Raw genomic sequence first — 19,899 nt, 5'->3', positions numbered from 1 at the left:
TCTGATCCTAAAGAGAAGAAGAGGGAAAAACATGAGAAGGATTTGTATTCATCTAGGAAATATTCCTAGTTTCTAATCTGTTGGTAACGATTTTGTGGGTAGGTTAACAATAATACGAGTGCCACCAGGATTAGATGAAGTGGTTAGTTTAAGACTACCTCCAAGTGCGGATACTCGTTCAGTCAACCCTTTAATTCCTTGCCCACGGATGCGCCAGTCTTCAGGAAGGCCTATACCATCATCTTTTACTTCCAGAACCATGTCACTGCCCGGGAACAAGCTGATGTTTACATTACGAGCCTTGGCGTGTTTGGAAACGTTGTTTAGAAGTTCTTGAACAATACGAAACAGTGTCACACTGGTGGTGTCATCTAGCTTTTGTGGGTCAACACCAATATTTAGACCAACTTGAATACCCTGTTCAGTGAAACGCATTTCCTGAATCAATTGGCGAATTGCGTGTTCTAAACCCAGTTCATCAAGAATATGTGGCCGCAGTTGCTTCAACAATTGTCTGGTTGAGTGATGCACTCTCATGGCCAAAGATTGAATGCTCGTCGCTGCACTTCTGGCTTGTTCATCTTCAGCTAGGCGTTGAGCCAACATGGATTGGATCTGGATGGCTGTGATGTTTTGGCCGATTTCATCGTGTAACTCTCTAGCCACTGATTTACGAATTTGTTCCTCGACGGAAACTAACTGACGTGCAAGGTTTTGCTTTACCGCCAGCTCCCTAGCCAGTCTTTGGTTAACTTTCTGGAGCAACATAGATAATTGATGTTGACGACTGATAGCAATACCTAAGCCTAGACCAATCAAGGCCTGACTGGACATGAAGATCAACAGCTCTTGATCGGATTCAAATGAGCCACTGAGCTGTCTTGCTGTGGCAAGCAATATACTGTTTAAGCTGCTCGCCAACACTCCACCTTGCCATCCATAACGATAAGCAAGAAAGATTGTCGGTAACATGATGATCAACAGAGCAAATGGCTTCATTTGGTCAAGCAGAGTAAGCTCCGCTAGCAATCCCGATGAAAAGAAAAATAGGCTCCAAACCAACATCTTTGGCTGTAATTTCACATCCTGATGTATGAGCTGCGGTGTCAATGGTGACCAAGTTTGGTGACGTAGATAATCTGCCACCAGATACAAAAACGGTGTTAATACAAGGCCGCCAGTTAGGGATGCGACTGTAACTGCGGTAATCGTATCGGCGTTGATGCGAAGAGGTTTACCCAGCAGTACAAACGTTAGCCCTGTGGCTGCGCTGTGCGCGACAACCAACGCAACGATCAACAACAACTTTTGCCAGTAAAGAGAGATGTGTTGCCAACGTTGGCGAGCAAAAGTTACTGTGACCCAAGCAACAAGCGGCATCAACAACAATACCGAGTCCGCCTCTGTTGGCAAGTACGCCCATATAGCCCCTGCGAGCAGTAAATCACTGACCAGTAACACCCAGATGTAATTAGGCTTCACCAAGAGATAAGCTGCTAATCTAAGTCCTGTTGGAAACAACAAATATGCGTGTAACGGAGCTTGACTTAAATACTGACTAATATTCCATAAACTAAACTGAGTGATACTGTAGAGTAAAAAGCTGAATAATAAGTTGAACACTACTCCAGACATACTCAGCCTTCTGCAAGCAAATGGTGATGAATGGCGAAACGGATTAAGTCAACGTTGTTAGTTAGGTTTAATTTGCTAAGGATATTAGCTCGGTGAACATGAACCGTTTTGTGGCTAAGAAAGAGTGACTGTGCAATTTCTTTGACTTCTTTTCCCTTAATCAATTGGTCGAATACTTCTAGCTCACGTTTTGTTAGCTCTACCAAAACATTGTTGATATCTGGATTACTGAGATTAATCAGTGCATCAGCGCACAAATAACGCTTACCTGATGCAACAGTGCGGATTGCGCTTGCTAGTTCACTAGGTCCGCAGCGCTTTGACAAATAGCCTTGCGCTCCAGCATCAAGCGCTTTCTTTACGAAAGATGCAGAATCGTAGATGCTTAAAATTATAGCTTTAAACGCAGGATCACTCCGACGAAGTCTTTCCAAAAGACTCAAACCATTTTCGTCAGGCATGGATATATCGATAACAGCCACATCCACAGGAGTCTGAGTTAATGTATGGAATGCATCCTTAGCACTGTCAAATTCACTAGCTACAACAATATCTTGCTCTAGGTTCAGTAACTGAGCAAATCCGGAACGTACGATAGTATGATCATCAATCAAAGCTATTTTTATCATCGCTGTTTACTTATATAACTTGTGTTAACACTCTGAATATTAAATAGCAGTCTATCGGGTATTACATTATGTTATCGAGACGTAATGCACAGCGTAATTATTTCTATTAGTTACAGAATCGACAAGGATTCAATTTTCGAAGTTTTAAAGCGCTCCAAAATCCCCAATCAGTATTTAGACAACGGTTATATGTGTATTAAAACCTCCTAAATAAGCTTGGTAAACTCTTTCGCAAAATAAATAACATTCTGGACAATACAGATAGCAACTTAAAGACTATCCACGTCTTCTGGTATTAATCCACCAAGTAGTGCTTTTCGCCACTGCTTGAAATGTGGATCATAAGCACCAAAACCGGAGCTATACTCCCAATAATTCCAGCTATACCCTCTCTTTTCTGCTTCCCTTGTAATGAAGGCAGTCCAAGCTTGCTGATCCTCTGGCGGAGCATATTGGCTGTATACCCCAAACTCACCAATATTTATCTCAAAGCCACGATTTGGCGCCGCGTTCCATTTATCTACAACATTTAGGTAATCGAGCAGCACTTTACGTTGGGGTTGTGTCGCCAACCAACGAGTACCGACCCATGCATCGGCGCCTTCAACCCATGAAGCCCCCTGATGAGTAAATTTAAACGGTTCGTAGAAATGTACAGTGATGATTGTATTTTTGGGATTCGCCGCCCTCGGAAGTCGAAGATATGGCAGTTTCGCCACTCCGCCCCAATCCGCGGTTCCAATCATGACCTTACGTTGCCCAAGAGCGTTGTTTTGAGTTTTAGCATTCTTGTTCCAAACAAGATTGGTTAACTCTACAACTAGGCTATTCCATTCTCTCACACCAACGTCTTCATGAGGTTCATTTAGAAACTCAAAAATCAGCTGATCCTCTCCGTATTGACTGATAGGGAAACGGTTAGATATTTGCTGCCAGAAATTTAATAGCCGTGAACGCTGATAGCTATAATCTCTATCGTCATAAAATAGTTCATTAAAATGATGGGTATTAATAATTACTTTTAAGTTTTCTTGGATTGCTTGATCAACCACCTCTTGAACCCGTGACATGAAAGCATCATCGATAGTATTGGGATCACTAGGCAGCGTATGTGCGCTCCAACGGATGGGAATCCTTACACTTGAAAAACCTGATTGACTGATATTTCTAAAATCACTCGCCTTAATGGTCAGGTTGCTATTCCATTCTCCTTCGTAAGTGGGAGATTCCAGATAATTCCCCATATTAATCCCCCGTCCAAGTAGCGTGCTGCTCAGCCCTTTGCTTTCATTCCAGTGATACATATCTGTGTAATAGCTTTTTTCTAACACAACAGATTGATCACTTAGCTTGAAATTATTTATATCTGAGCCGCATCCCGCAACGGCGAAGAGACTAAAAGCCGCGATACTCATTATTTTTATTCTATAACTCATAAAAAAGCGTTCCCCTAAAAATCACGTTCATTATGCATCACTTCAATACTCTAAAAATAACTAAGCCCTACCACCATAGAAGTAGGACTTATGTGAAGCCTGTGAATGGCAATGTTCCATCAATAATGTTCAATGTCTTAACAACAGAAATTATTTAGCATTCGTCCATTTAAAATATAAATGACATTAAACACACACCTTGGAGTTACATATTTTCACGCTAGGCGTTACTCATACGGAATAAATCTAACTGTTTTATATTTGGCATATACAGGATAACCATTGTAATAGCTTGGTGGGAATTGAGGATTGGCGCTTATCCAGTTATTAATAAAAATTTGCATATAGTCTGAAACTTTTTGATTCGCTCTTCGAACTTGAACCCATCTATTTTGATAGCGGCTGAATACTTCCCAAGTCACACCATACTCGTCGATCGTGAATGCATATTTTTCCATGCTCCAAATCGACATACCATACTGCCCCAAGTCAATGTCTAAAGGAAACTGTTGGCCGCCAATCCATACGTTAGTGTGCAGTAAATTAGTTCCTCCCATTAACTCAATATCCACTTCATAATGACTGTATGTGCCAGCTTCTCCCGCATAAGTAAAAAAGGAACTTATGGTTCCTGGTACAGCACCTGCCTGCATTTCGACTTCATAGCGACCACGTCGGACATATTGATCGGTTCGAATTTCAGAGCAACTCTTTCCATAAGACTCTGACTTTGCGTGCATAATTAATAAGTCAGCTTCACGCCAAATATTTTGTGCTTTCCATGTACAATCAAACTCACTTCCCCCATTTTTCCAACCATCAGAAACAAGCCAGTTCATCCCGCTCCAATTCAAAGCATAACTGGAAGAAGCAAACAAAATATTAAGTAGCACTGCATAACTACAGTTTCGTAGAATAGTGTTCATGGTTAATCTCTTAGCTAGGATAATATACCCGATGTATAACTTCATAGTTTCAAGAACAAAGCACAACAGCAAAATATCTTTGTTTCCTCTTTTCTTTCAGGAATAAACTCTAGAATGATTCCTTAAAAATTGTCTATACCTATCTATGAAAATCGCAAACAAGTCATTTATCAAAACTTGAAACAACAGGCACTATCACAATTCCTTCTTTGTCATGAAATAGTTTCTTGGAACTAGTAAAATTATTTAACTAGCAAACAAAATAAACATATCGTTGAAAACCTTTGCCAAATACACATAAATGCCACTTGTAATATTCATAGACATGTCGTGTTATAAAAATCCAAATTTAAAAACCAAAAATACATTTCTGCCCCACAAGGGTTCATGGCGAGAACAAAGATTTCTATTTGTATTGATAAAATTTCACGAGGTTAAAATGAATAAAAAACGGCTAAGTGTCGTTGCTATTGTTAGTTGTAGTTTTATTGGACTTAGTGGCTGTGCTGTTGAGAAAACTACGGCAAATAATGTCAGCATGGGTCAAGAAGAGCTCATCACTAATGGCAACTTTTCACAGGGTACAGACGGTTGGTGGGCAGCCGGAGCTGATTTACTGGCTACCGACGAAATGGGCTGTATAACGTTTACCAAAAGGGGAAGTAACCCTTGGGATGTTATCCTTGGACAATCGGGACTGGCCTTGAAAAAGGGCGAAGACTACCATCTAAAATTTAGTGCGTTAGCGAAGCAGTCAATAAACGTCAAAGCGCTCGTTCAACATAATGGCGCGCCATACACCAATCATTTTGTTAAGGATATTTATCTCAATCAAGAGCTGAAACCGTTTGAGTTTTCATTCAAGCCATCTGGTGATGACGATAGTGTGCAGTTTCAATTTCAAATGGGAACAGAAACGCCAACAACAGTTTGCGTCAAAAATGTATCATTAACCGGACCTCAATATGTTAAAGAAAGCGACCTTGCTAGCGTTAGAGTGAACCAAGTCGGCTACTTTGTCCGTGGCCCTAAACACGCAACGATTGTTACTAAAGAAACATCACCTATGGATTGGAAGCTGTTAGACGCTGACAAGAAGCTAATAGCTAAAGGTCAGACGATTCCATTTGGCTTAAATAAAGCCTCTGGTGAACATGTTCAATTAATCGATTTCAGCAGCGTGCAAACTCCGACAAAGAAAGCGATCTTGGAAGTTGACGGACACAAAAGCCATCCATTTGCCATTGATAATGCCATCTATAGCACTATGAAGTATGACGCGCTCTCTTTCTTCTATCAGCAACGAAGCGGTATTGATATTCTTCCTGAATTTGTTCAAAGAGCCGATCTCGCTCGACCAGCTGGACACAAGCCAGAAGTCGTTACTTGCTTTAATAAAACCGATGCAAAGGGCAATCAGTGGCCAGGTTGTGACCTATCATTAGATGTCACTGGAGGCTGGTATGATGCGGGCGATCATGGGAAGTACGTAGTAAACGGTGGTATTTCATTGTGGACACTGACCAATTACTACGAAAGAGAAAAACTGGCCGCCCGTGCTAACGCTTTTGCTGATGGAAAAGCCAAACTTCCGGAAAACAAAAACAACTTCAACGATCTTCTCGATGAATCTCGCTGGATGATGGACTTCATGATGTCAATGCAAGCGCCTGAAAACAGAAAAGTTTCGGTTCCTGTTGGCGATCAATCCAACCAACTGGATCATTTGAAACTAACGGAAATTGATGCCAGTGGTATGGCTTTTCATAAGGTCGCAGATGATGCTTGGACGGGAATGCCGTTACCTCCTCACAAAGATCCACGCGAGCGCTTCCTGAGCTATCCAACAACAGCCGCTACACTTAATTTGGCTGCAACTGCCGCTCAATGTGCTCGAGTTTGGAAAGAGCTGGATGCAAGCTACGCCAAGCGCTGCTTAAGTTCAGCAGAAAAAGCATGGAAAGCAGCCAATCAGCATAAAAATGTGTATGCCTACGACAACTTTGTCGGCTCCGGCCCCTATGATGATACTCAACTAGACGATGAGTTTTACTGGGCAGCAGCAGAATTATTTATCACAACAGGAAAAGAAGAATACAAAAAGGCAGTTCAATCATCACCTTATTATCTCGTAGCTCCGAAAGGAGATATTGAAGCGACCGGAGATCTCTACTGGCAAGGAGTGAGCGCTGCAGGGACTTTGTCTCTTGCGATTGTTCCAAATAACTTACCGGAAAAAGAGATAGAAAAAGCACGCGCTAATATCATCAAAACTGCGGATGCTTACTACCAGTCTATTGAGAGTGAAGGCTATCAAATTCCTTACAGCACAAAAGAGTACCCATGGGGTTCAAATTCAAACTTAATGAATCGCAGTATCTTCATGGGAGTTGCTTATGATTTCACCAAAGATCAAAAGTACGTAGATGGCATCATCAATGCAATGGACTACATCTTAGGACGTAACGCTTTGGACCAATCTTATGTTTCAGGCTACGGTAGCCGTCCACTTACCAATCCACATCACCGTTTTTGGGCACATTCCGCGGACAGCAATTCGCCGATAGTCGCTCCTGGTGTTATGTCTGGAGGTCCAAATTCAATCAACTTCAGTGACCCTGTTGCGGCGTCAATGAAGGGCAAGTGTATTGGGCAGACTTGTTGGAAAGATGATATTGGTGCGTGGACACTGAATGAAATTACGATTAACTGGAATGCTCCATTCTTTTGGGCTGCGAGCTTCTTAGACGAAACAGTTCAGTAATTAACGGTTCTGCAATCAAATAATCATTAAGTTAATAAGCCGAAAATAAATCCTATTTTCGGCTTATTTTATTTATCGATTAACGATAGAAATGTCTAACTCACGCGCTTCAGCTCAATCAAGATTGCGCTTTCTGCGTCGAGAATTGGCATAGTTAGGCCGACGTTCTGACACCACTCACCAGACATTTCACAACCAGATGCAGTCCATTCAGGTTGGCAAGCCACAATGTGGTTGAAGTTCTCCGGCTTATCAATCACTGATACTTGGTAAGTTGATTCTGGATCCAATCCGACAATACGAAGATGACCACTTAATGAATACGTTGGCATAGCGAGCTGAGAAACCAATACCACCGCTTGTGATTTGTCTTGCGATACCACCGCATGAATTTGATGCGCTTTATCCTCACTTGGAATCCGCCAAGTTGTTCCGCTGTGCAACAATGGGCGCAGCGCTTTGTGTAGCTTCACATAGTATTCAAAGCCTTGCTTCTCTTCTTGGCTCTCATTTACAGGGTCTAGCTCAATACCCATATGACCAAACAGAGCCGTTAAGCCTCTGAATTCAATACTGTGTCGACGACGTGTACTGTGGCAATGACTAGCACCAATATGGCTACCCATCACTTCCGGTGGGAAGAAATAACTCATTCCACGTTGAATAGTCTGACGTTCTAAAGCATCGTTGTTATCCGACGCCCAAAAACGATGAGTCCTTTTCAGTACCTCGTAATCAATACGGCCACCACCTGCGGCGCAGGATTCAATTTCCACATTCGGGTGCTTGGCGCGAACTTTATCCACCAGCTGGTAATAACGCTGCGTTTGCTTATGAGCCGCGGCCATTCCCCCATGAGCAGGCTGAACCACTTCCCTGTTCATATCCCATTTGATGTAAGCGATGTTGTAAGTGGAAAGAAAATGGTCGAGTCGCTCAAACAGATAGTCAAAGGCCTCTTGGTTTTGCAGATCAATCACATACTGATTGCGCCCTGTAGGCTGCTCATACCCTTCCACAGCCAGCAACCAATCCGGATGCTGCCTGTAAAGGTAGGAATTTTTGTTAATCATTTCCGGTTCAAACCACAAACCAAATTCCATACCGAGTTGATTAACATGCTCAACAACTGGAGTGAGACCTTGAGGGTATTTTCTTTCATCAAGGAACCAGTCACCCAACGCAGCTTTATCGTCATTTCGACCTTTAAACCAACCGTCATCAATAATGAAACGTTCGACACCCATGGCTGCCGCCTGAGTTGCCATTGACTTAATGTATTCAGGGTCGTGGTTGAAATAGATACCTTCCCACGTATTGAGATGAATTGGTCGAGGCTTCGCAGCAAACTCTTTCGGTAAAATACGATGACGTACATGAGCGTGGAACTGCTGACTCATGCCGTTCAGACCTTTATCACTGTAGCTGGCATACAGCCATGGCGATGTGACACTTTCTCCCTGCGCTAATGACACTTCACCAGCGAAATAAATCACTTCAGCTTGCACAAGACGACGACCATCGGCCTTAACATCCGCGCGCATGCGGTGGTTGCCGCTCCAAGCAAAATGGAACCCCCACACATCACCCTGCAATTCATCGAAATGCTGCTGGCCTGCAATCAATGCCGGATAGTGTTCATGAGACGTGCGTCCACGACGGTTTTCTTGCTGATAACCACCATGCATTAAAGGCTGGCGAGCAGTTTGAAACTCGTGAACCCAGCGGCCAAAAAATGTCATCAGTTCGTTGGCTCTAGCAGGCAAAGGTAGAGTATTGGCTAAGCGATTAACCTGATAAACACCCGCCTTTAAATTGGTTAGAGTATGACGGGTTTTCACCACGTCATCAGCGTCTAAACACAGTTCAGTCGTCAGCGACAAACCTGCCAGTTCATCAACGCTTTCAATACGCACCCCAGTGTCAATTTCTACTATTTGCTGAACAACAAAGACCGGAGCCCAGTCCAAGCCGTCGCGATGCCCTTCGACACCTGGGCTACTGAAAACACCACGCCCCAATTCTGGGCTTAATGTCATTGAAACATCTTTGTCGAGGCGGCCAAAAGGCACAGGACGATACAAACTCTTCCTATAGTTTTCCAAAGCACCTTGAACGGGTTTGCCCCAATAGAGAATCTCTGCAAACTCTCCGACCTCAACGATGATCTGGCTCTGTTTACCGGTTAAGTTAATTAATACTGGCTCCGTCACTGTCTGTTCCCTTCAAACCTTTTAATTTTCGATATCATAAGCAAAACTGAAAAACTTTCTGTGATTAAAGCCATAATCATGGAAACGTTTCCATGCATCTACAGGTTTCGCTATTTCTGTTAGAAAGTATGGAGTTTGAGAAATGCTGACCATAAACAAGCTTAAAAGCTTGAGCTTGCGCAGTAGTTAGGCTTTAAGCACTTGAGTTGTCTAAATAACCGATATTTAATGAGTGCCTTAAAACCTGAAAACATTTTCACAAACAGTAGAATCATGTTCAGAGAGCCGCTGAAATCACTTAAGCAAAACAACTTAAGCTTGTATGGCATAAGTACTAAACGCTCTCTTAGAAACCTAAGGTAAATATCACTATGGCGACCATAAAAGACGTTGCACGGGAAGCGGGAGTATCCATAGCGACCACTTCACGCGTCATTAATAACGCCCCGCACACCAGCGAAACCGCCATCATTGCGGTTAAAGCCGCAATGGAGAAGCTGGGCTATCGCCCGAATGCAAATGCTCGCGCGCTGGTAAGCAAATCTTCCAATGCCATTGGCGTTTTGGTCAGTGATGTGTCTGCGCCTTTTTTTGGCATCATGGTGAAAGCAATTGATACCATCGCCAGTGAGCAGGAAAAGCAGCTACTGGTTGGTAGCGGCTATCATGATGCAGAGAAAGAGCGTAACGCTATCAATCTGTTAATTAACAGCCGCTGTGAATCGCTTGTGCTGCATAGCAAAGGCATGAGCGATCAGGAGCTGACAAAACTCGCGAAAGAAGTACCCGGTATGGTGCTGATCAACCGTGTTGTGCCTGACATCGCTTCGCGTTGTATCGCATTAGATAACCGCAAAGGGGCTTATATCGCTACTGAGTATCTGATTAAAAATGGTCATAAACACATCGGCTATATTGCCTCTAGCCATAATATTGATGATGCCCATGACCGACTAGCAGGTTACTTTGATGCACTGCGCGATTACGGTATAGACGCGAGAGACGAGTATGTGGAGTACGGTGAGCCCGACGAGCTTGGCGGCGAGCAGGCAATGGTCAATCTGATGGCCAAAAATACCGACATTACTGCGGTCTCTACCTATAACGACTATATGGCGGCAGGTTGTTTGGTGCTGCTTCAAGAAAATGGCATTCGTATTCCTGAAGAGATGTCCGTAATTGGGTTTGATGACGGACACATGGCTCGCTTTGTTTACCCGCGTCTCACCACTATTCGTTATCCCATTCAATTAATGGCAAACGAAGCGGTGAAACTTTCTTTGCAACTGGCAAATAATGAGAACGTAGAACGCTCAGAGTGCAAACTGTTTATGCCGACCTTAGTTCGTCGTTCCTCAGTAGGCAGAGCGCAATAAGCTCTGCCCTATCAGGTTTACCTAAAGTACTTGAAGGCGAGCATCTATCTCTTGAGCATAGTTGTTCGCCTTTACTCCATAGATAATTTGCACGTTGCTTTTGTCCAGCAGAACGACACCAAAAGCTCCGTTGCATTTTAAGTAGTCAACATCAACCAGAGCAGAATCATTAAGTTGCAATCTTAATCTTGTCGCACACGCCCCCGAATGGACGATGTTCTCTAGTCCGCCTACAGCTTTTACGATGCCGTCAGTTTCCTGACCAATGTTCGGGTTTACTCTGACTAAAAAATTAAAAAACTGACGAATTTTATCAATCATAAAAACCTGCCGATAAATAAGATGATTTGCAGTAAATACAATAAATAACCCTACACTGTAAGTACATGAACCTAAATTACACCTTAGTCACACATACAGAACAATCAGTGTTTTCTGAACATGTCGTCATGCAATACATAGGAACATCATAACTGAGAGTTCTACGCGAATTCGGGCTACGAGTTCAATCTAGCGTGTAAAGTTTCAACTTTTTTTATTCTTAAATTGAAAACCTTATCTTTGGTTGGTTGTTATTGACTACGCAAAGCAGGATAATACCGAGATCGGAACGAAGACATTATATAATTATGACCGAATATCTTTTGTTGTTAGTCGGCACTGTGCTGGTAAACAACTTTGTACTGGTAAAGTTTTTGGGCTTGTGTCCTTTCATGGGCGTATCCAAAAAGTTAGAAACTGCAATTGGCATGGGGTTAGCGACAACGTTCGTTTTAACCTTGGCTTCCGTATGTTCGTATCTTGTAGAAAGTTACATCCTTAAACCATTGGGTATTGAATACTTACGCACCATGAGCTTTATCCTCGTGATTGCGGTTGTGGTTCAATTTACCGAAATGGTGGTGCACAAAACCAGCCCGACACTCTATCGTTTGTTAGGTATCTTCCTGCCTCTCATCACCACTAACTGTGCAGTTTTAGGTGTGGCATTACTTAACATCAACGAAAACCATAATTTCATACAGTCGATCATCTACGGCTTCGGCGCTGCTGTGGGCTTTTCACTGGTACTGATCCTGTTTGCATCAATGCGTGAGCGTATTCATGTAGCAGATGTACCGGCACCATTTAAAGGCGCATCTATCGCCATGATCACGGCTGGTTTGATGTCGCTTGCCTTTATGGGCTTTACCGGATTGGTGAAGTTGTAATGAGTACGATATTAATTGCTGTATTAGCTATCGCGGTACTTGCTGCCGTATTTGGCGCTATTTTGGGCTTTGCTTCCATCCGCTTCAAAGTTGAAGCCGATCCTATCGTTGACCAAATTGATGCTATTTTGCCACAAACCCAATGCGGTCAATGTGGCTACCCAGGTTGTCGTCCTTACGCAGAAGCGATTGCCAATGGTGACCAAATCAATAAATGCCCTCCGGGCGGTCAGCAAACGATCGAAAAATTAGCCGACTTAATGGGCGTTGACGTCCAAGAGTCTGCACACGATCTTGATAGCAAAGTCAAAACCGTTGCTTTTATTCATGAAGATATGTGTATCGGATGCACCAAGTGTATTCAGGCTTGCCCTGTTGACGCGATAGTAGGTGGTACCAAAGCACTTCATACCGTAATTAAAGATGAGTGTACGGGTTGCGATCTCTGTGTTGCTCCGTGCCCTACAGACTGTATTGAAATGATCCCTGTTGCAACAACCACTGAGACTTGGAAATGGCAGCTAAATGCGATTCCTGTGGTTGATGTTACAAACGCTGCAACCAGTCAGCAAAACAGCGGGGATTAAGGATTCATATGTTGTCATTAATCGAACAAATCAGAACGGGTAGCCTGTGGACATTTCCGGGCGGCATTCACCCACCAGAAAACAAACAACAATCGAATCAATCCGCTATCGCTCAGGCTAGTATTCCAAGTGAACTCGTGCTGCCTCTTAAGCAGCACATCGGTAAGCCAGGCGATCTACTGGTCACTGTTGGCGACAGCGTTAAAAAAGGTCAGGCATTAACTCAATATACCTCGACATTTATGCTGCCCATTCATGCTCCAACATCTGGCAAAGTGAAAGCGATCGAACCGAGAACAACAGCGCACCCTTCCGGTCTTGCTGAGTTGTGTGTCGTTATTGAAACTGACGGAAAAGATGAGTGGATTGAGAAAACATGCATTGAAGATTTTACTCAATCCTCACCTGATGAGCTGATTGAAATCATCCGCCAAGCGGGTGTTTCAGGCATGGGCGGTGCGGGCTTCCCGACAGCAAAGAAAATTCAATCAGGTCTGTCACGCACTGACATTCTGATCATTAATGCTGCTGAATGTGAACCTTACATCACCGCTGACGATGTTCTGATGCGAGAAAACGCTCAAGAGATCATCCAAGGCATCAGCATTGTCGAACACATTCTAAAACCAAAACTGACCATTATTGGCATTGAAGATAACAAACCGAAAGCGATTGAAGCGTTGCAAAATGCGGCGTTGAATAAAGACATCGTTATTCGTGTTATTCCAACCAAATACCCGTCAGGTGGTGAAAAGCAGCTGATCAAGATTCTTACCAATCTTGAAGTACCGAATGGCAGAATCCCTGCTGATATTGGTTTGATGGTGCAAAACGTCGGTTCTATGCAAGCCATTAAACGCGCTGTTGTTGATGGTGAGCCGTTAATTCGCCGCGTAGTGACACTCACAGGTAACAGTTTTAAAAAGCCGAAGAATGTCTGGGCACTGCTTGGCACCCCTGTTCAGGCACTGCTTGATGAGTTTGGCTATCAGGCTGATAAAAAGCTTCCGCGTCTGATCATGGGCGGCCCAATGATGGGCTTTACCCTGCCCCATGCCAATGTGCCTGTGACCAAAACATCTAACTGTATTCTCGCTCCGACACGTCAGGAAATTGCGCCACAATCCTATGAAATGGCTTGTATTCGTTGTGGTCAATGTGCTGAAGTATGCCCTGCATCCCTTCTCCCACAGCAGCTTCAATGGCATGCAAAAGCAGAAGAATTCGACAAGTGTGAAGAACTGCACTTAAAAGATTGTATTGAATGCGGCGCGTGTGCGTACGTCTGCCCTAGTGAAATTCCACTGGTTCAATACTATCGTCAGGCCAAAGCAGAAATCCGTATTCGCAAGCAGGAATCTGAAGCGGCTGAGCGCGCAAAAATTCGCTTCGAAGAGAAAAAAGAGCGTATGGAACGCGATAAAGCGGAAAGAGAAAATCGCTTTAAAGCCGCAGCAGAAAACCGTCGTCAAGAAATGACCACCAGCGATGGTGAAAACGCGATTGCTGCTGCCATCGCTCGCGTGAAAGCACAAAAAGAACAAGCAACAGCGACGTCCGATTCGGCGGTTAAACCAGCCGTTGCCGCCGCTATTGCCAAAGCGAAAGCAAAACAAGCAGAAGCAGCGAAAACTGGCGCAGCTGAACCTGATAACGCTGAGATGATCAAACTGCGAGAAGAGCGCAAGCGTCAGGCTCGTGAACGTAAGCTGGAAAAAGAGCAACAAACCGACACATCAGAAGCACCAGCTAACGATAAAAAAGCAGCCGTCGCTGAAGCAATTGCCCGTGCCAAAGCTCGCAAAGCGCAGCAAGAATCCGCGCCTGCTGAAGAAGCTCAAGCTGAAACGGAAACTTCTGACGATCCGAAAAAAGCAGCAGTTGCAGCAGCTATCGCCCGTGCCAAAGCTCGCAAAGCGCAGCAAGAATCCGCACCTGCGGAAGAAAAAGCTCAAGCTGAAACGGACTCTTCTGACGATCCGAAAAAAGCAGCCGTTGCAGCAGCGATTGCCCGAGCCAAAGCTCGTAAAGCGAAGCAAGAATCGGCATCTACTGAAGAAGAAGCTCAAGCTGAAACAGAAACTTCAGAAGATCCGAAAAAAGCAGCCGTTGCAGCAGCGATTGCTCGTGCCAAAGCTCGGAAAGCGCAGCAAGAATCCGCGCCTGATGAAGAAGATCAAGCTGAAACGGACTCTTCTGAAGATCCGAAAAAAGCAGCCGTTGCAGCAGCGATTGCCCGAGCCAAAGCTCGTAAAGCGCAGCAAGAATCCGCGCCTGCGGAAGAAGAAGCTCGGGCTGAAACAGAAACTTCAGAAGACCCAAAAAAAGCAGCAGTTGCAGCAGCGATCGCCCGTGCGAAGGCTCGTAAAGCAGAGCAACAAAACAAAAATACCGAGGAGAATAACTAGTGGCTTTCTTCATAGCTAGTTCCCCACATACTCATATTAAACGCAGCACTTCTGATTTAATGAAGTGGGTAGCGTTGTGCGCACTACCGGGCTTATTTGCCCAGACCTATTTCTTCGGTTTCGGTACCTTAATCCAGTTGGGATTTGCAGTTATTGTCGCGCTGTCATTTGAAGCGGCAGTGATGAAACTACGTAAACGCCCTGCTCATCTTGCATTAAGAGACCACAGTGCCATTGTCACCGCTTGGTTATTGGCTGTTGCCATTCCACCAATGTCACCTTGGTGGATTGTGGTTATCGGTCTAATCTTCGCTATTTTGATTGCAAAACATCTTTACGGCGGGCTTGGTCAAAACCCGTTTAACCCTGCAATGGTTGCCTACGTGGTTTTGCTTATTTCCTTCCCTGTTCAAATGACAAGCTGGATAGCGCCACATCAGCTAGGCGCAGATGGTATCTCTTTTAGTGACTCGTTTTCTTTGATCTTTACTGGTTTCGACTCCGATGGTTTATCGCTGCAGCAAGTTCGAACCGGTATTGACGGAATGACGATGGCCACACCATTGGATTCAGTGAAAACGTCGCTTAAAGCAGGCCACACTTTATCTGAAGTAATGTCTCAGCCTCAGTTCGGTTCTCTAGCTGGCATTGGTTGGGAATGGGTCAATCTTGCCTATTTGGCTGGTGGACTTGTTCTTCTGAGACTAAGAGTCATCAACTGGCATATCCCTGTTGCTTTTATCGCGAGCTTGTTAGTGATGAGCACAATGGCGACCCTGTTCGCACCGGGTACAACCGCATCACCATTAGTTCATCTGTTGTCTGGTGCAACCATGTTGGGCGCGTTTTTCATTGCCACAGATCCAGTTACGGCCTCTACTACAGTGAAAGGACGTTTAGTGTTTGGCGCATTCATCGGTGCTATGGTGTTTATCATTCGCAGTTGGGGTGGTTTCCCTGACGGTGTGGCATTTGCCGTTTTGCTTGCTAACATGTGCGTACCGTTAATCGACTACTACACTAAACCTCGTACTTACGGGCACTAAGGAGCAATTATGCTAACCGCAATTAGAAAAAACGGTCTCATCCTTGCTACTTTTGCCTGCTTATCGACAGGTGTCGTAGCGCTGACACATCAATTGACTGAATCGCAAATCAAAAAACAAGAGAAGATTCAGTTGTTGTCGATTTTAAACCAAGTGATTCCTAAAAAGCTGCACGATAACGAACTGTCACAATCGTGCATCTTGATTAATGACCCAGCACTTGGCACAGATAATTCAATGCCAGCCTATGTGGCGACACTGAATGGCCAGCCTAGTGCAATAGCGATCGAAGCTATTGCTCCCGATGGTTATAACGGTGCGATTAAAGTCATTGTCGGCATTAGAAATGATGGCACGATTACCGGCACCCGAGTTCTGGCACATAACGAAACTCCGGGGCTGGGTGACAAAATTGACCTGAGAATCACTGACTGGATACTAAACTTTACAGGTAAATCTGTAACAGCAGACAACGAGGAACAGTGGAAAGTCCGTAAAGACGGGGGTCAATTTGATCAGTTTACCGGTGCAACAATTACTCCACGAGCTGTGGTGAAAGCAGTGAAGAACGCAGTGACTTACGTGAATCAAAATCGTGAAGCACTGGCGAAACAAACCTATAACTGCGGAGATCAGTAATGAACAATGAACATAAGGCATTGATGAAAAACGGCATGTGGGAAAACAACCCCGCCTTAGTGCAGTTGCTTGGTTTGTGTCCGCTACTTGCTGTTTCTTCTACCGTAACCAACGCACTTGGTTTAGGCATCGCAACCTTACTGGTTTTAGTCGGTTCCAACGTGACCGTATCATGGGTTCGCGATTACGTACCTAAAGAAGTGCGTATTCCAGTATTCGTAATGATCATTGCGTCGTTGGTAACCTGCGTGCAGCTGTTGATGAATGCTTACGCCTACGGGTTGTATCTGTCGCTCGGTATCTTCATCCCTCTCATCGTGACTAACTGCATTATCATCGGTCGCGCAGAAGCTTTTGCGTCAAAAAATGACGTCCTGCCTTCAGCCCAAGATGGTCTGTGGATGGGGCTAGGTATGACTTCAGTACTGGTTGTTCTGGGTGCAATGCGAGAAATCATCGGTAACGGCACCCTGTTCGATGGCGCTGATCTGCTACTAGGCGATTGGGCAAAAGTATTGAGAATTGAAATTTTCCATTTTGATAGCAGCTTCTTGCTTGCCCTATTACCACCGGGCGCGTTTTTCGGCGTCGGCCTGCTGATTGCTCTCAAAAATGTGATTGATAAGCAGCTTGCAGCGCGTCAGCCAAAACAAGAAAAACCAACTATCGAACGAGCACGAGTCACCAACGTATCGTCCTCATGAAAAACTATACTCAAACTACTTGGTGTTGCAGGTAGGCGGCAAGTGAGTGAATCCCCATGAGCATAGATAAACTATGTAATTGGGGTGAGCGAACGTAGCCAACACCGCTGCGACATCAAGTAGGAAGAGTATAAAAGACTGGAAACAGCGCAGAGCAATGAATAAAGATAAAAGAAGACAAATTCTCGAGCGACTGAGAGAAAACAATCCAAAGCCGGAAACGGAGCTCAACTGGGATTCACCATTCGAACTGCTCATCGCCGTTCTGTTGTCCGCTCAAGCAACAGATGTGAGTGTGAATAAAGCGACAGACAAGTTGTATGCCGTTGCCAATACACCTCAAGCCATCTTTGATTTGGGCGTTGATGGCGTTAAAGAGTACATCAAGACCATAGGTCTGTTTAACTCGAAAGCAGAGAACGTGATTAAAACTTGCCGTATTTTGCTTGATAAGCACAAGGGGGAAGTTCCTGAAAACAGAGAAGCACTGGAAGCGTTACCCGGTGTAGGCCGAAAAACAGCAAACGTCGTTTTAAATACGGCATTTGGCTGGCCAACTATCGCTGTGGACACTCACATTTATCGAGTATCCAATCGCACCAAATTTGCAATGGGAAAAACTGTCGACGATGTCGAACAGAAACTACTGAAAGTCGTTCCCGCAGAATTCAAATTAGACGTTCACCACTGGTTGATTTTGCATGGTCGATACACCTGTATCGCACGTAAACCTCGTTGTGGGAGTTGCATAATTGAAGACCTGTGTGAGTTCGCCTCGAAAACAGAACTGTAAATATATAATTTACCCGGAAAGCTAGGAGTCCAAAATGTCAAACAACCGTGTTCTACATACCATGCTACGCGTAGGTGATTTAGACAAGTCTATCGAGTTCTACACCAACGTAATGGGTATGAAGTTACTACGTAAAAGCGAAAATGCTGAGTACAAATATACTCTAGCGTTCGTTGGTTATGGTGATGAGTCACAAGGCGCCGTTATTGAGCTCACTTATAACTGGGGTGTAGAAGAATACGACCTAGGTAAAGGTTTCGGTCACATCGCTATCGGCGTAGACGACATTTACGCAACTTGTGATGCAATTAAAGCGGTTGGCGGCAATGTTACTCGCGAGCCAGGTCCAGTAAAAGGCGGTACAACACACATCGCTTTTGTGAAAGATCCTGATGGTTACATGATTGAACTTATCCAAAACCGTCAAGCAAGTGCAGGCCTAGAAGGTTAATCTTTCTTTTGTACTTACGATAAAAAACACCGCCAGATGGCGGTGTTTTTGTTAGTCTCTTTAAAGCGACAGTTGACTACTAAACTTGAGTGCGACCAAGTGAAATCACCACACGGCGGTTCTTATCTTTGCCAATTGGCGATTCGTTGTCGGCAATTGGACGACGCTTACCAAAGCCCTGCACCTGAATTCTGTCTTCAGGTAAACCGAGTGACTTAAAGTAATTGCGCAGTCTTTCCGAGCGTTTCTCCGACAGACTTTGGCTCTCGTTTTTGCTGTCTGCTGAATCTGTATAAGCCGCTACCAACACTAGGTCGATATCTTTGTTATAACGAATGTACTCAGCAATCTGTTCTAAACGCTTTTGAGACGCTTTGTTCAGATCAACACTATTGCCGCGGTCGTAATGAAGAATAGTGAACGAGATATCTTCGAAACTGTATGGCAGTAAATTGGCAATACAGTCACTAAAAACGTTGTATTGAGCTTGGAATAATACTGAAGAGAGCGCTACTTCAATACGCTGGTCACGGCTTTGCCAATCCTGATAACTGAATGTCGGATAACGTCCTTTTTCCAGTTCACTCAATAGTGTCCATGCCGATTGGCCGCCAATATAGCCATCAAACTGTTTAAAGAACTGAATATTCGTAATGCGGTCTGCGCTTTCACCCGGTCTCCATGCTGGTGGCATTGAAACTAAGCTTACATTACGTGTGTCCCCCATCGGGCGGCGCATTTTCAGTTCAAAGTCCAAATTCATTTTCTTACTGGCACGCGCAGAAAACTCCGCATCGCCGTAATTGGGGATAGGATGAACAAGCCGACACTCGAGTGGTGTGTTCGCCACCATCTGCCAAGTTGACTGCTGTGGCGTTGCCACATAACGCTTTTCTAATGCCGAAGCGGCAACAGGCGTCAATAGAGTGGCAGCGGCTAAACTTGTCACAAGCCATTTATTCATAAGGACTTTTATCTCTTAATACTGCATGTCATCGTGGCTACACATTGCCACCAACGTAAATCTGAACAGAGTAATGCAAAAATCTCGCCAGATTATCCCTAACTCTTTAATCTCAAA

Annotated in this window: 17 protein-coding genes; 10 read left to right on the top strand and 7 right to left on the bottom strand. The window is 44.3% G+C overall.

Going from position 1 to position 19,899, the window contains the following annotated elements; translation table 11 throughout:
* Positions 1 to 72 precede the first annotated feature (72 nt).
* From uhpB to HKI82_RS14900, 4 genes are all read right to left on the bottom strand, one after another.
* A complete protein-coding gene (gene uhpB, locus HKI82_RS14915; protein WP_171138425.1) occupies positions 73 to 1,635 on the bottom strand; it encodes a signal transduction histidine-protein kinase/phosphatase UhpB in 1,563 nt (520 codons plus the stop codon).
* Positions 1,636 to 1,637: 2 nt separating this feature from the next.
* On the bottom strand, positions 1,638 to 2,264 hold the full coding sequence (locus tag HKI82_RS14910) for a response regulator transcription factor (protein WP_102940170.1): 627 nt from the start codon (positions 2,262 to 2,264) through the stop codon (positions 1,638 to 1,640).
* Between the two features lie 269 nt (positions 2,265 to 2,533).
* Positions 2,534 to 3,679, bottom strand: coding sequence for a glycoside hydrolase family 5 protein (locus HKI82_RS14905; protein ID WP_171138424.1), 1,146 nt, complete (start codon positions 3,677 to 3,679; stop codon positions 2,534 to 2,536).
* Between the two features lie 248 nt (positions 3,680 to 3,927).
* Entirely contained in the window at positions 3,928 to 4,626 is a 699-nt protein-coding gene (locus tag HKI82_RS14900) for a family 16 glycosylhydrolase (RefSeq protein WP_052404605.1), read from the bottom strand.
* Positions 4,627 to 5,065: 439 nt separating this feature from the next.
* On the opposite strand from HKI82_RS14900, the gene HKI82_RS14895 reads away from it, so the two are divergent.
* The gene (locus HKI82_RS14895) at positions 5,066 to 7,390 is read left to right on the top strand and encodes a glycoside hydrolase family 9 protein (RefSeq protein WP_171138423.1); all 2,325 of its coding nucleotides are present in this window, start codon (positions 5,066 to 5,068) and stop codon (positions 7,388 to 7,390) included.
* Positions 7,391 to 7,485: 95 nt separating this feature from the next.
* Here HKI82_RS14895 and HKI82_RS14890 read toward each other — a convergent pair whose 3' ends face one another.
* On the bottom strand, positions 7,486 to 9,603 hold the full coding sequence (locus HKI82_RS14890; protein WP_102940174.1) for an alpha-galactosidase: 2,118 nt from the start codon (positions 9,601 to 9,603) through the stop codon (positions 7,486 to 7,488).
* Positions 9,604 to 9,974: 371 nt separating this feature from the next.
* Here HKI82_RS14890 and HKI82_RS14885 point away from each other — a divergent pair, with 371 nt between their 5' ends.
* On the top strand, positions 9,975 to 10,979 hold the full coding sequence (locus HKI82_RS14885) for a substrate-binding domain-containing protein (RefSeq protein WP_102940175.1): 1,005 nt from the start codon (positions 9,975 to 9,977) through the stop codon (positions 10,977 to 10,979).
* Positions 10,980 to 11,000: 21 nt separating this feature from the next.
* Here HKI82_RS14885 and HKI82_RS14880 read toward each other — a convergent pair whose 3' ends face one another.
* Positions 11,001 to 11,300 (bottom strand): PTS sugar transporter subunit IIB, encoded by a 300-nt coding sequence (locus HKI82_RS14880; protein WP_171138422.1) that lies wholly within the window; start codon positions 11,298 to 11,300, stop codon positions 11,001 to 11,003.
* A 308-nt stretch (positions 11,301 to 11,608) separates the two neighbouring features.
* Here HKI82_RS14880 and rsxA point away from each other — a divergent pair, with 308 nt between their 5' ends.
* The 8 genes from rsxA (at position 11,609) to gloA (ending at position 18,818) form a co-directional block, all read left to right on the top strand.
* The gene (rsxA, locus tag HKI82_RS14875; protein WP_042486237.1) at positions 11,609 to 12,190 is read left to right on the top strand and encodes an electron transport complex subunit RsxA; all 582 of its coding nucleotides are present in this window, start codon (positions 11,609 to 11,611) and stop codon (positions 12,188 to 12,190) included.
* Positions 12,190 to 12,777: an electron transport complex subunit RsxB gene (gene rsxB, locus HKI82_RS14870; protein WP_171138421.1), complete on the top strand. Its 588-nt coding sequence runs from the start codon at positions 12,190 to 12,192 to the stop codon at positions 12,775 to 12,777. The genes rsxA and rsxB overlap by 1 nt, the downstream gene beginning before the upstream one ends.
* 8 nt (positions 12,778 to 12,785) lie before the next feature.
* Entirely contained in the window at positions 12,786 to 15,185 is a 2,400-nt protein-coding gene (gene rsxC, locus HKI82_RS14865; RefSeq protein ID WP_171138420.1) for an electron transport complex subunit RsxC, read from the top strand.
* On the top strand, positions 15,185 to 16,231 hold the full coding sequence (gene rsxD / locus HKI82_RS14860) for an electron transport complex subunit RsxD (RefSeq protein WP_171138419.1): 1,047 nt from the start codon (positions 15,185 to 15,187) through the stop codon (positions 16,229 to 16,231). Before rsxC ends, rsxD begins: the two co-directional genes overlap by 1 nt.
* A gap of 9 nt (positions 16,232 to 16,240) precedes the next feature.
* On the top strand, positions 16,241 to 16,870 hold the full coding sequence (gene rsxG, locus HKI82_RS14855; RefSeq protein ID WP_102987685.1) for an electron transport complex subunit RsxG: 630 nt from the start codon (positions 16,241 to 16,243) through the stop codon (positions 16,868 to 16,870).
* Positions 16,870 to 17,574 carry an electron transport complex subunit E gene (locus HKI82_RS14850; RefSeq protein WP_171138418.1) on the top strand — a complete coding sequence of 235 codons (705 nt, stop codon included), beginning with the start codon at positions 16,870 to 16,872 and terminating at the stop codon, positions 17,572 to 17,574. Before rsxG ends, HKI82_RS14850 begins: the two co-directional genes overlap by 1 nt.
* Before the next feature lie 157 nt (positions 17,575 to 17,731).
* Entirely contained in the window at positions 17,732 to 18,367 is a 636-nt protein-coding gene (gene nth, locus HKI82_RS14845) for an endonuclease III (protein ID WP_102940181.1), read from the top strand.
* Positions 18,368 to 18,401: 34 nt separating this feature from the next.
* Complete coding sequence (gene gloA / locus HKI82_RS14840) at positions 18,402 to 18,818, top strand: lactoylglutathione lyase (RefSeq protein ID WP_102940182.1); 417 nt, start codon at positions 18,402 to 18,404, stop codon at positions 18,816 to 18,818.
* 79 nt (positions 18,819 to 18,897) lie between these two features.
* Here gloA and motY read toward each other — a convergent pair whose 3' ends face one another.
* Positions 18,898 to 19,782: a flagellar protein MotY gene (gene motY, locus HKI82_RS14835; protein WP_102953776.1), complete on the bottom strand. Its 885-nt coding sequence runs from the start codon at positions 19,780 to 19,782 to the stop codon at positions 18,898 to 18,900.
* Positions 19,783 to 19,899 lie beyond the last annotated feature (117 nt).

Origin of the sequence: Vibrio plantisponsor (assembly GCF_013041605.1) — a bacterium.
GTDB lineage: Bacteria > Pseudomonadota > Gammaproteobacteria > Enterobacterales > Vibrionaceae > Vibrio > Vibrio plantisponsor.
Note: the sequence above shows the minus strand (reverse complement) of the source record. Positions and strands in the feature narration are given on the sequence as shown.

Coding starts and splice junctions, on each gene's coding strand:
- uhpB (WP_171138425.1), bottom strand. CDS start 1,635: ATGTCTGGAGTAGTGTTCAACTTATTATTCAGCTTTTTACTCTACAGT.
- HKI82_RS14910 (WP_102940170.1), bottom strand. CDS start 2,264: ATGATAAAAATAGCTTTGATTGATGATCATACTATCGTACGTTCCGGA.
- HKI82_RS14905 (WP_171138424.1), bottom strand. CDS start 3,679: ATGAGTATCGCGGCTTTTAGTCTCTTCGCCGTTGCGGGATGCGGCTCA.
- HKI82_RS14900 (WP_052404605.1), bottom strand. CDS start 4,626: ATGAACACTATTCTACGAAACTGTAGTTATGCAGTGCTACTTAATATT.
- HKI82_RS14895 (WP_171138423.1), top strand. CDS start 5,066: ATGAATAAAAAACGGCTAAGTGTCGTTGCTATTGTTAGTTGTAGTTTT.
- HKI82_RS14885 (WP_102940175.1), top strand. CDS start 9,975: ATGGCGACCATAAAAGACGTTGCACGGGAAGCGGGAGTATCCATAGCG.
- HKI82_RS14880 (WP_171138422.1), bottom strand. CDS start 11,300: ATGATTGATAAAATTCGTCAGTTTTTTAATTTTTTAGTCAGAGTAAAC.
- rsxA (WP_042486237.1), top strand. CDS start 11,609: ATGACCGAATATCTTTTGTTGTTAGTCGGCACTGTGCTGGTAAACAAC.
- rsxB (WP_171138421.1), top strand. CDS start 12,190: ATGAGTACGATATTAATTGCTGTATTAGCTATCGCGGTACTTGCTGCC.
- rsxC (WP_171138420.1), top strand. CDS start 12,786: ATGTTGTCATTAATCGAACAAATCAGAACGGGTAGCCTGTGGACATTT.
- rsxG (WP_102987685.1), top strand. CDS start 16,241: ATGCTAACCGCAATTAGAAAAAACGGTCTCATCCTTGCTACTTTTGCC.
- HKI82_RS14850 (WP_171138418.1), top strand. CDS start 16,870: ATGAACAATGAACATAAGGCATTGATGAAAAACGGCATGTGGGAAAAC.
- nth (WP_102940181.1), top strand. CDS start 17,732: ATGAATAAAGATAAAAGAAGACAAATTCTCGAGCGACTGAGAGAAAAC.
- gloA (WP_102940182.1), top strand. CDS start 18,402: ATGTCAAACAACCGTGTTCTACATACCATGCTACGCGTAGGTGATTTA.
- motY (WP_102953776.1), bottom strand. CDS start 19,782: ATGAATAAATGGCTTGTGACAAGTTTAGCCGCTGCCACTCTATTGACG.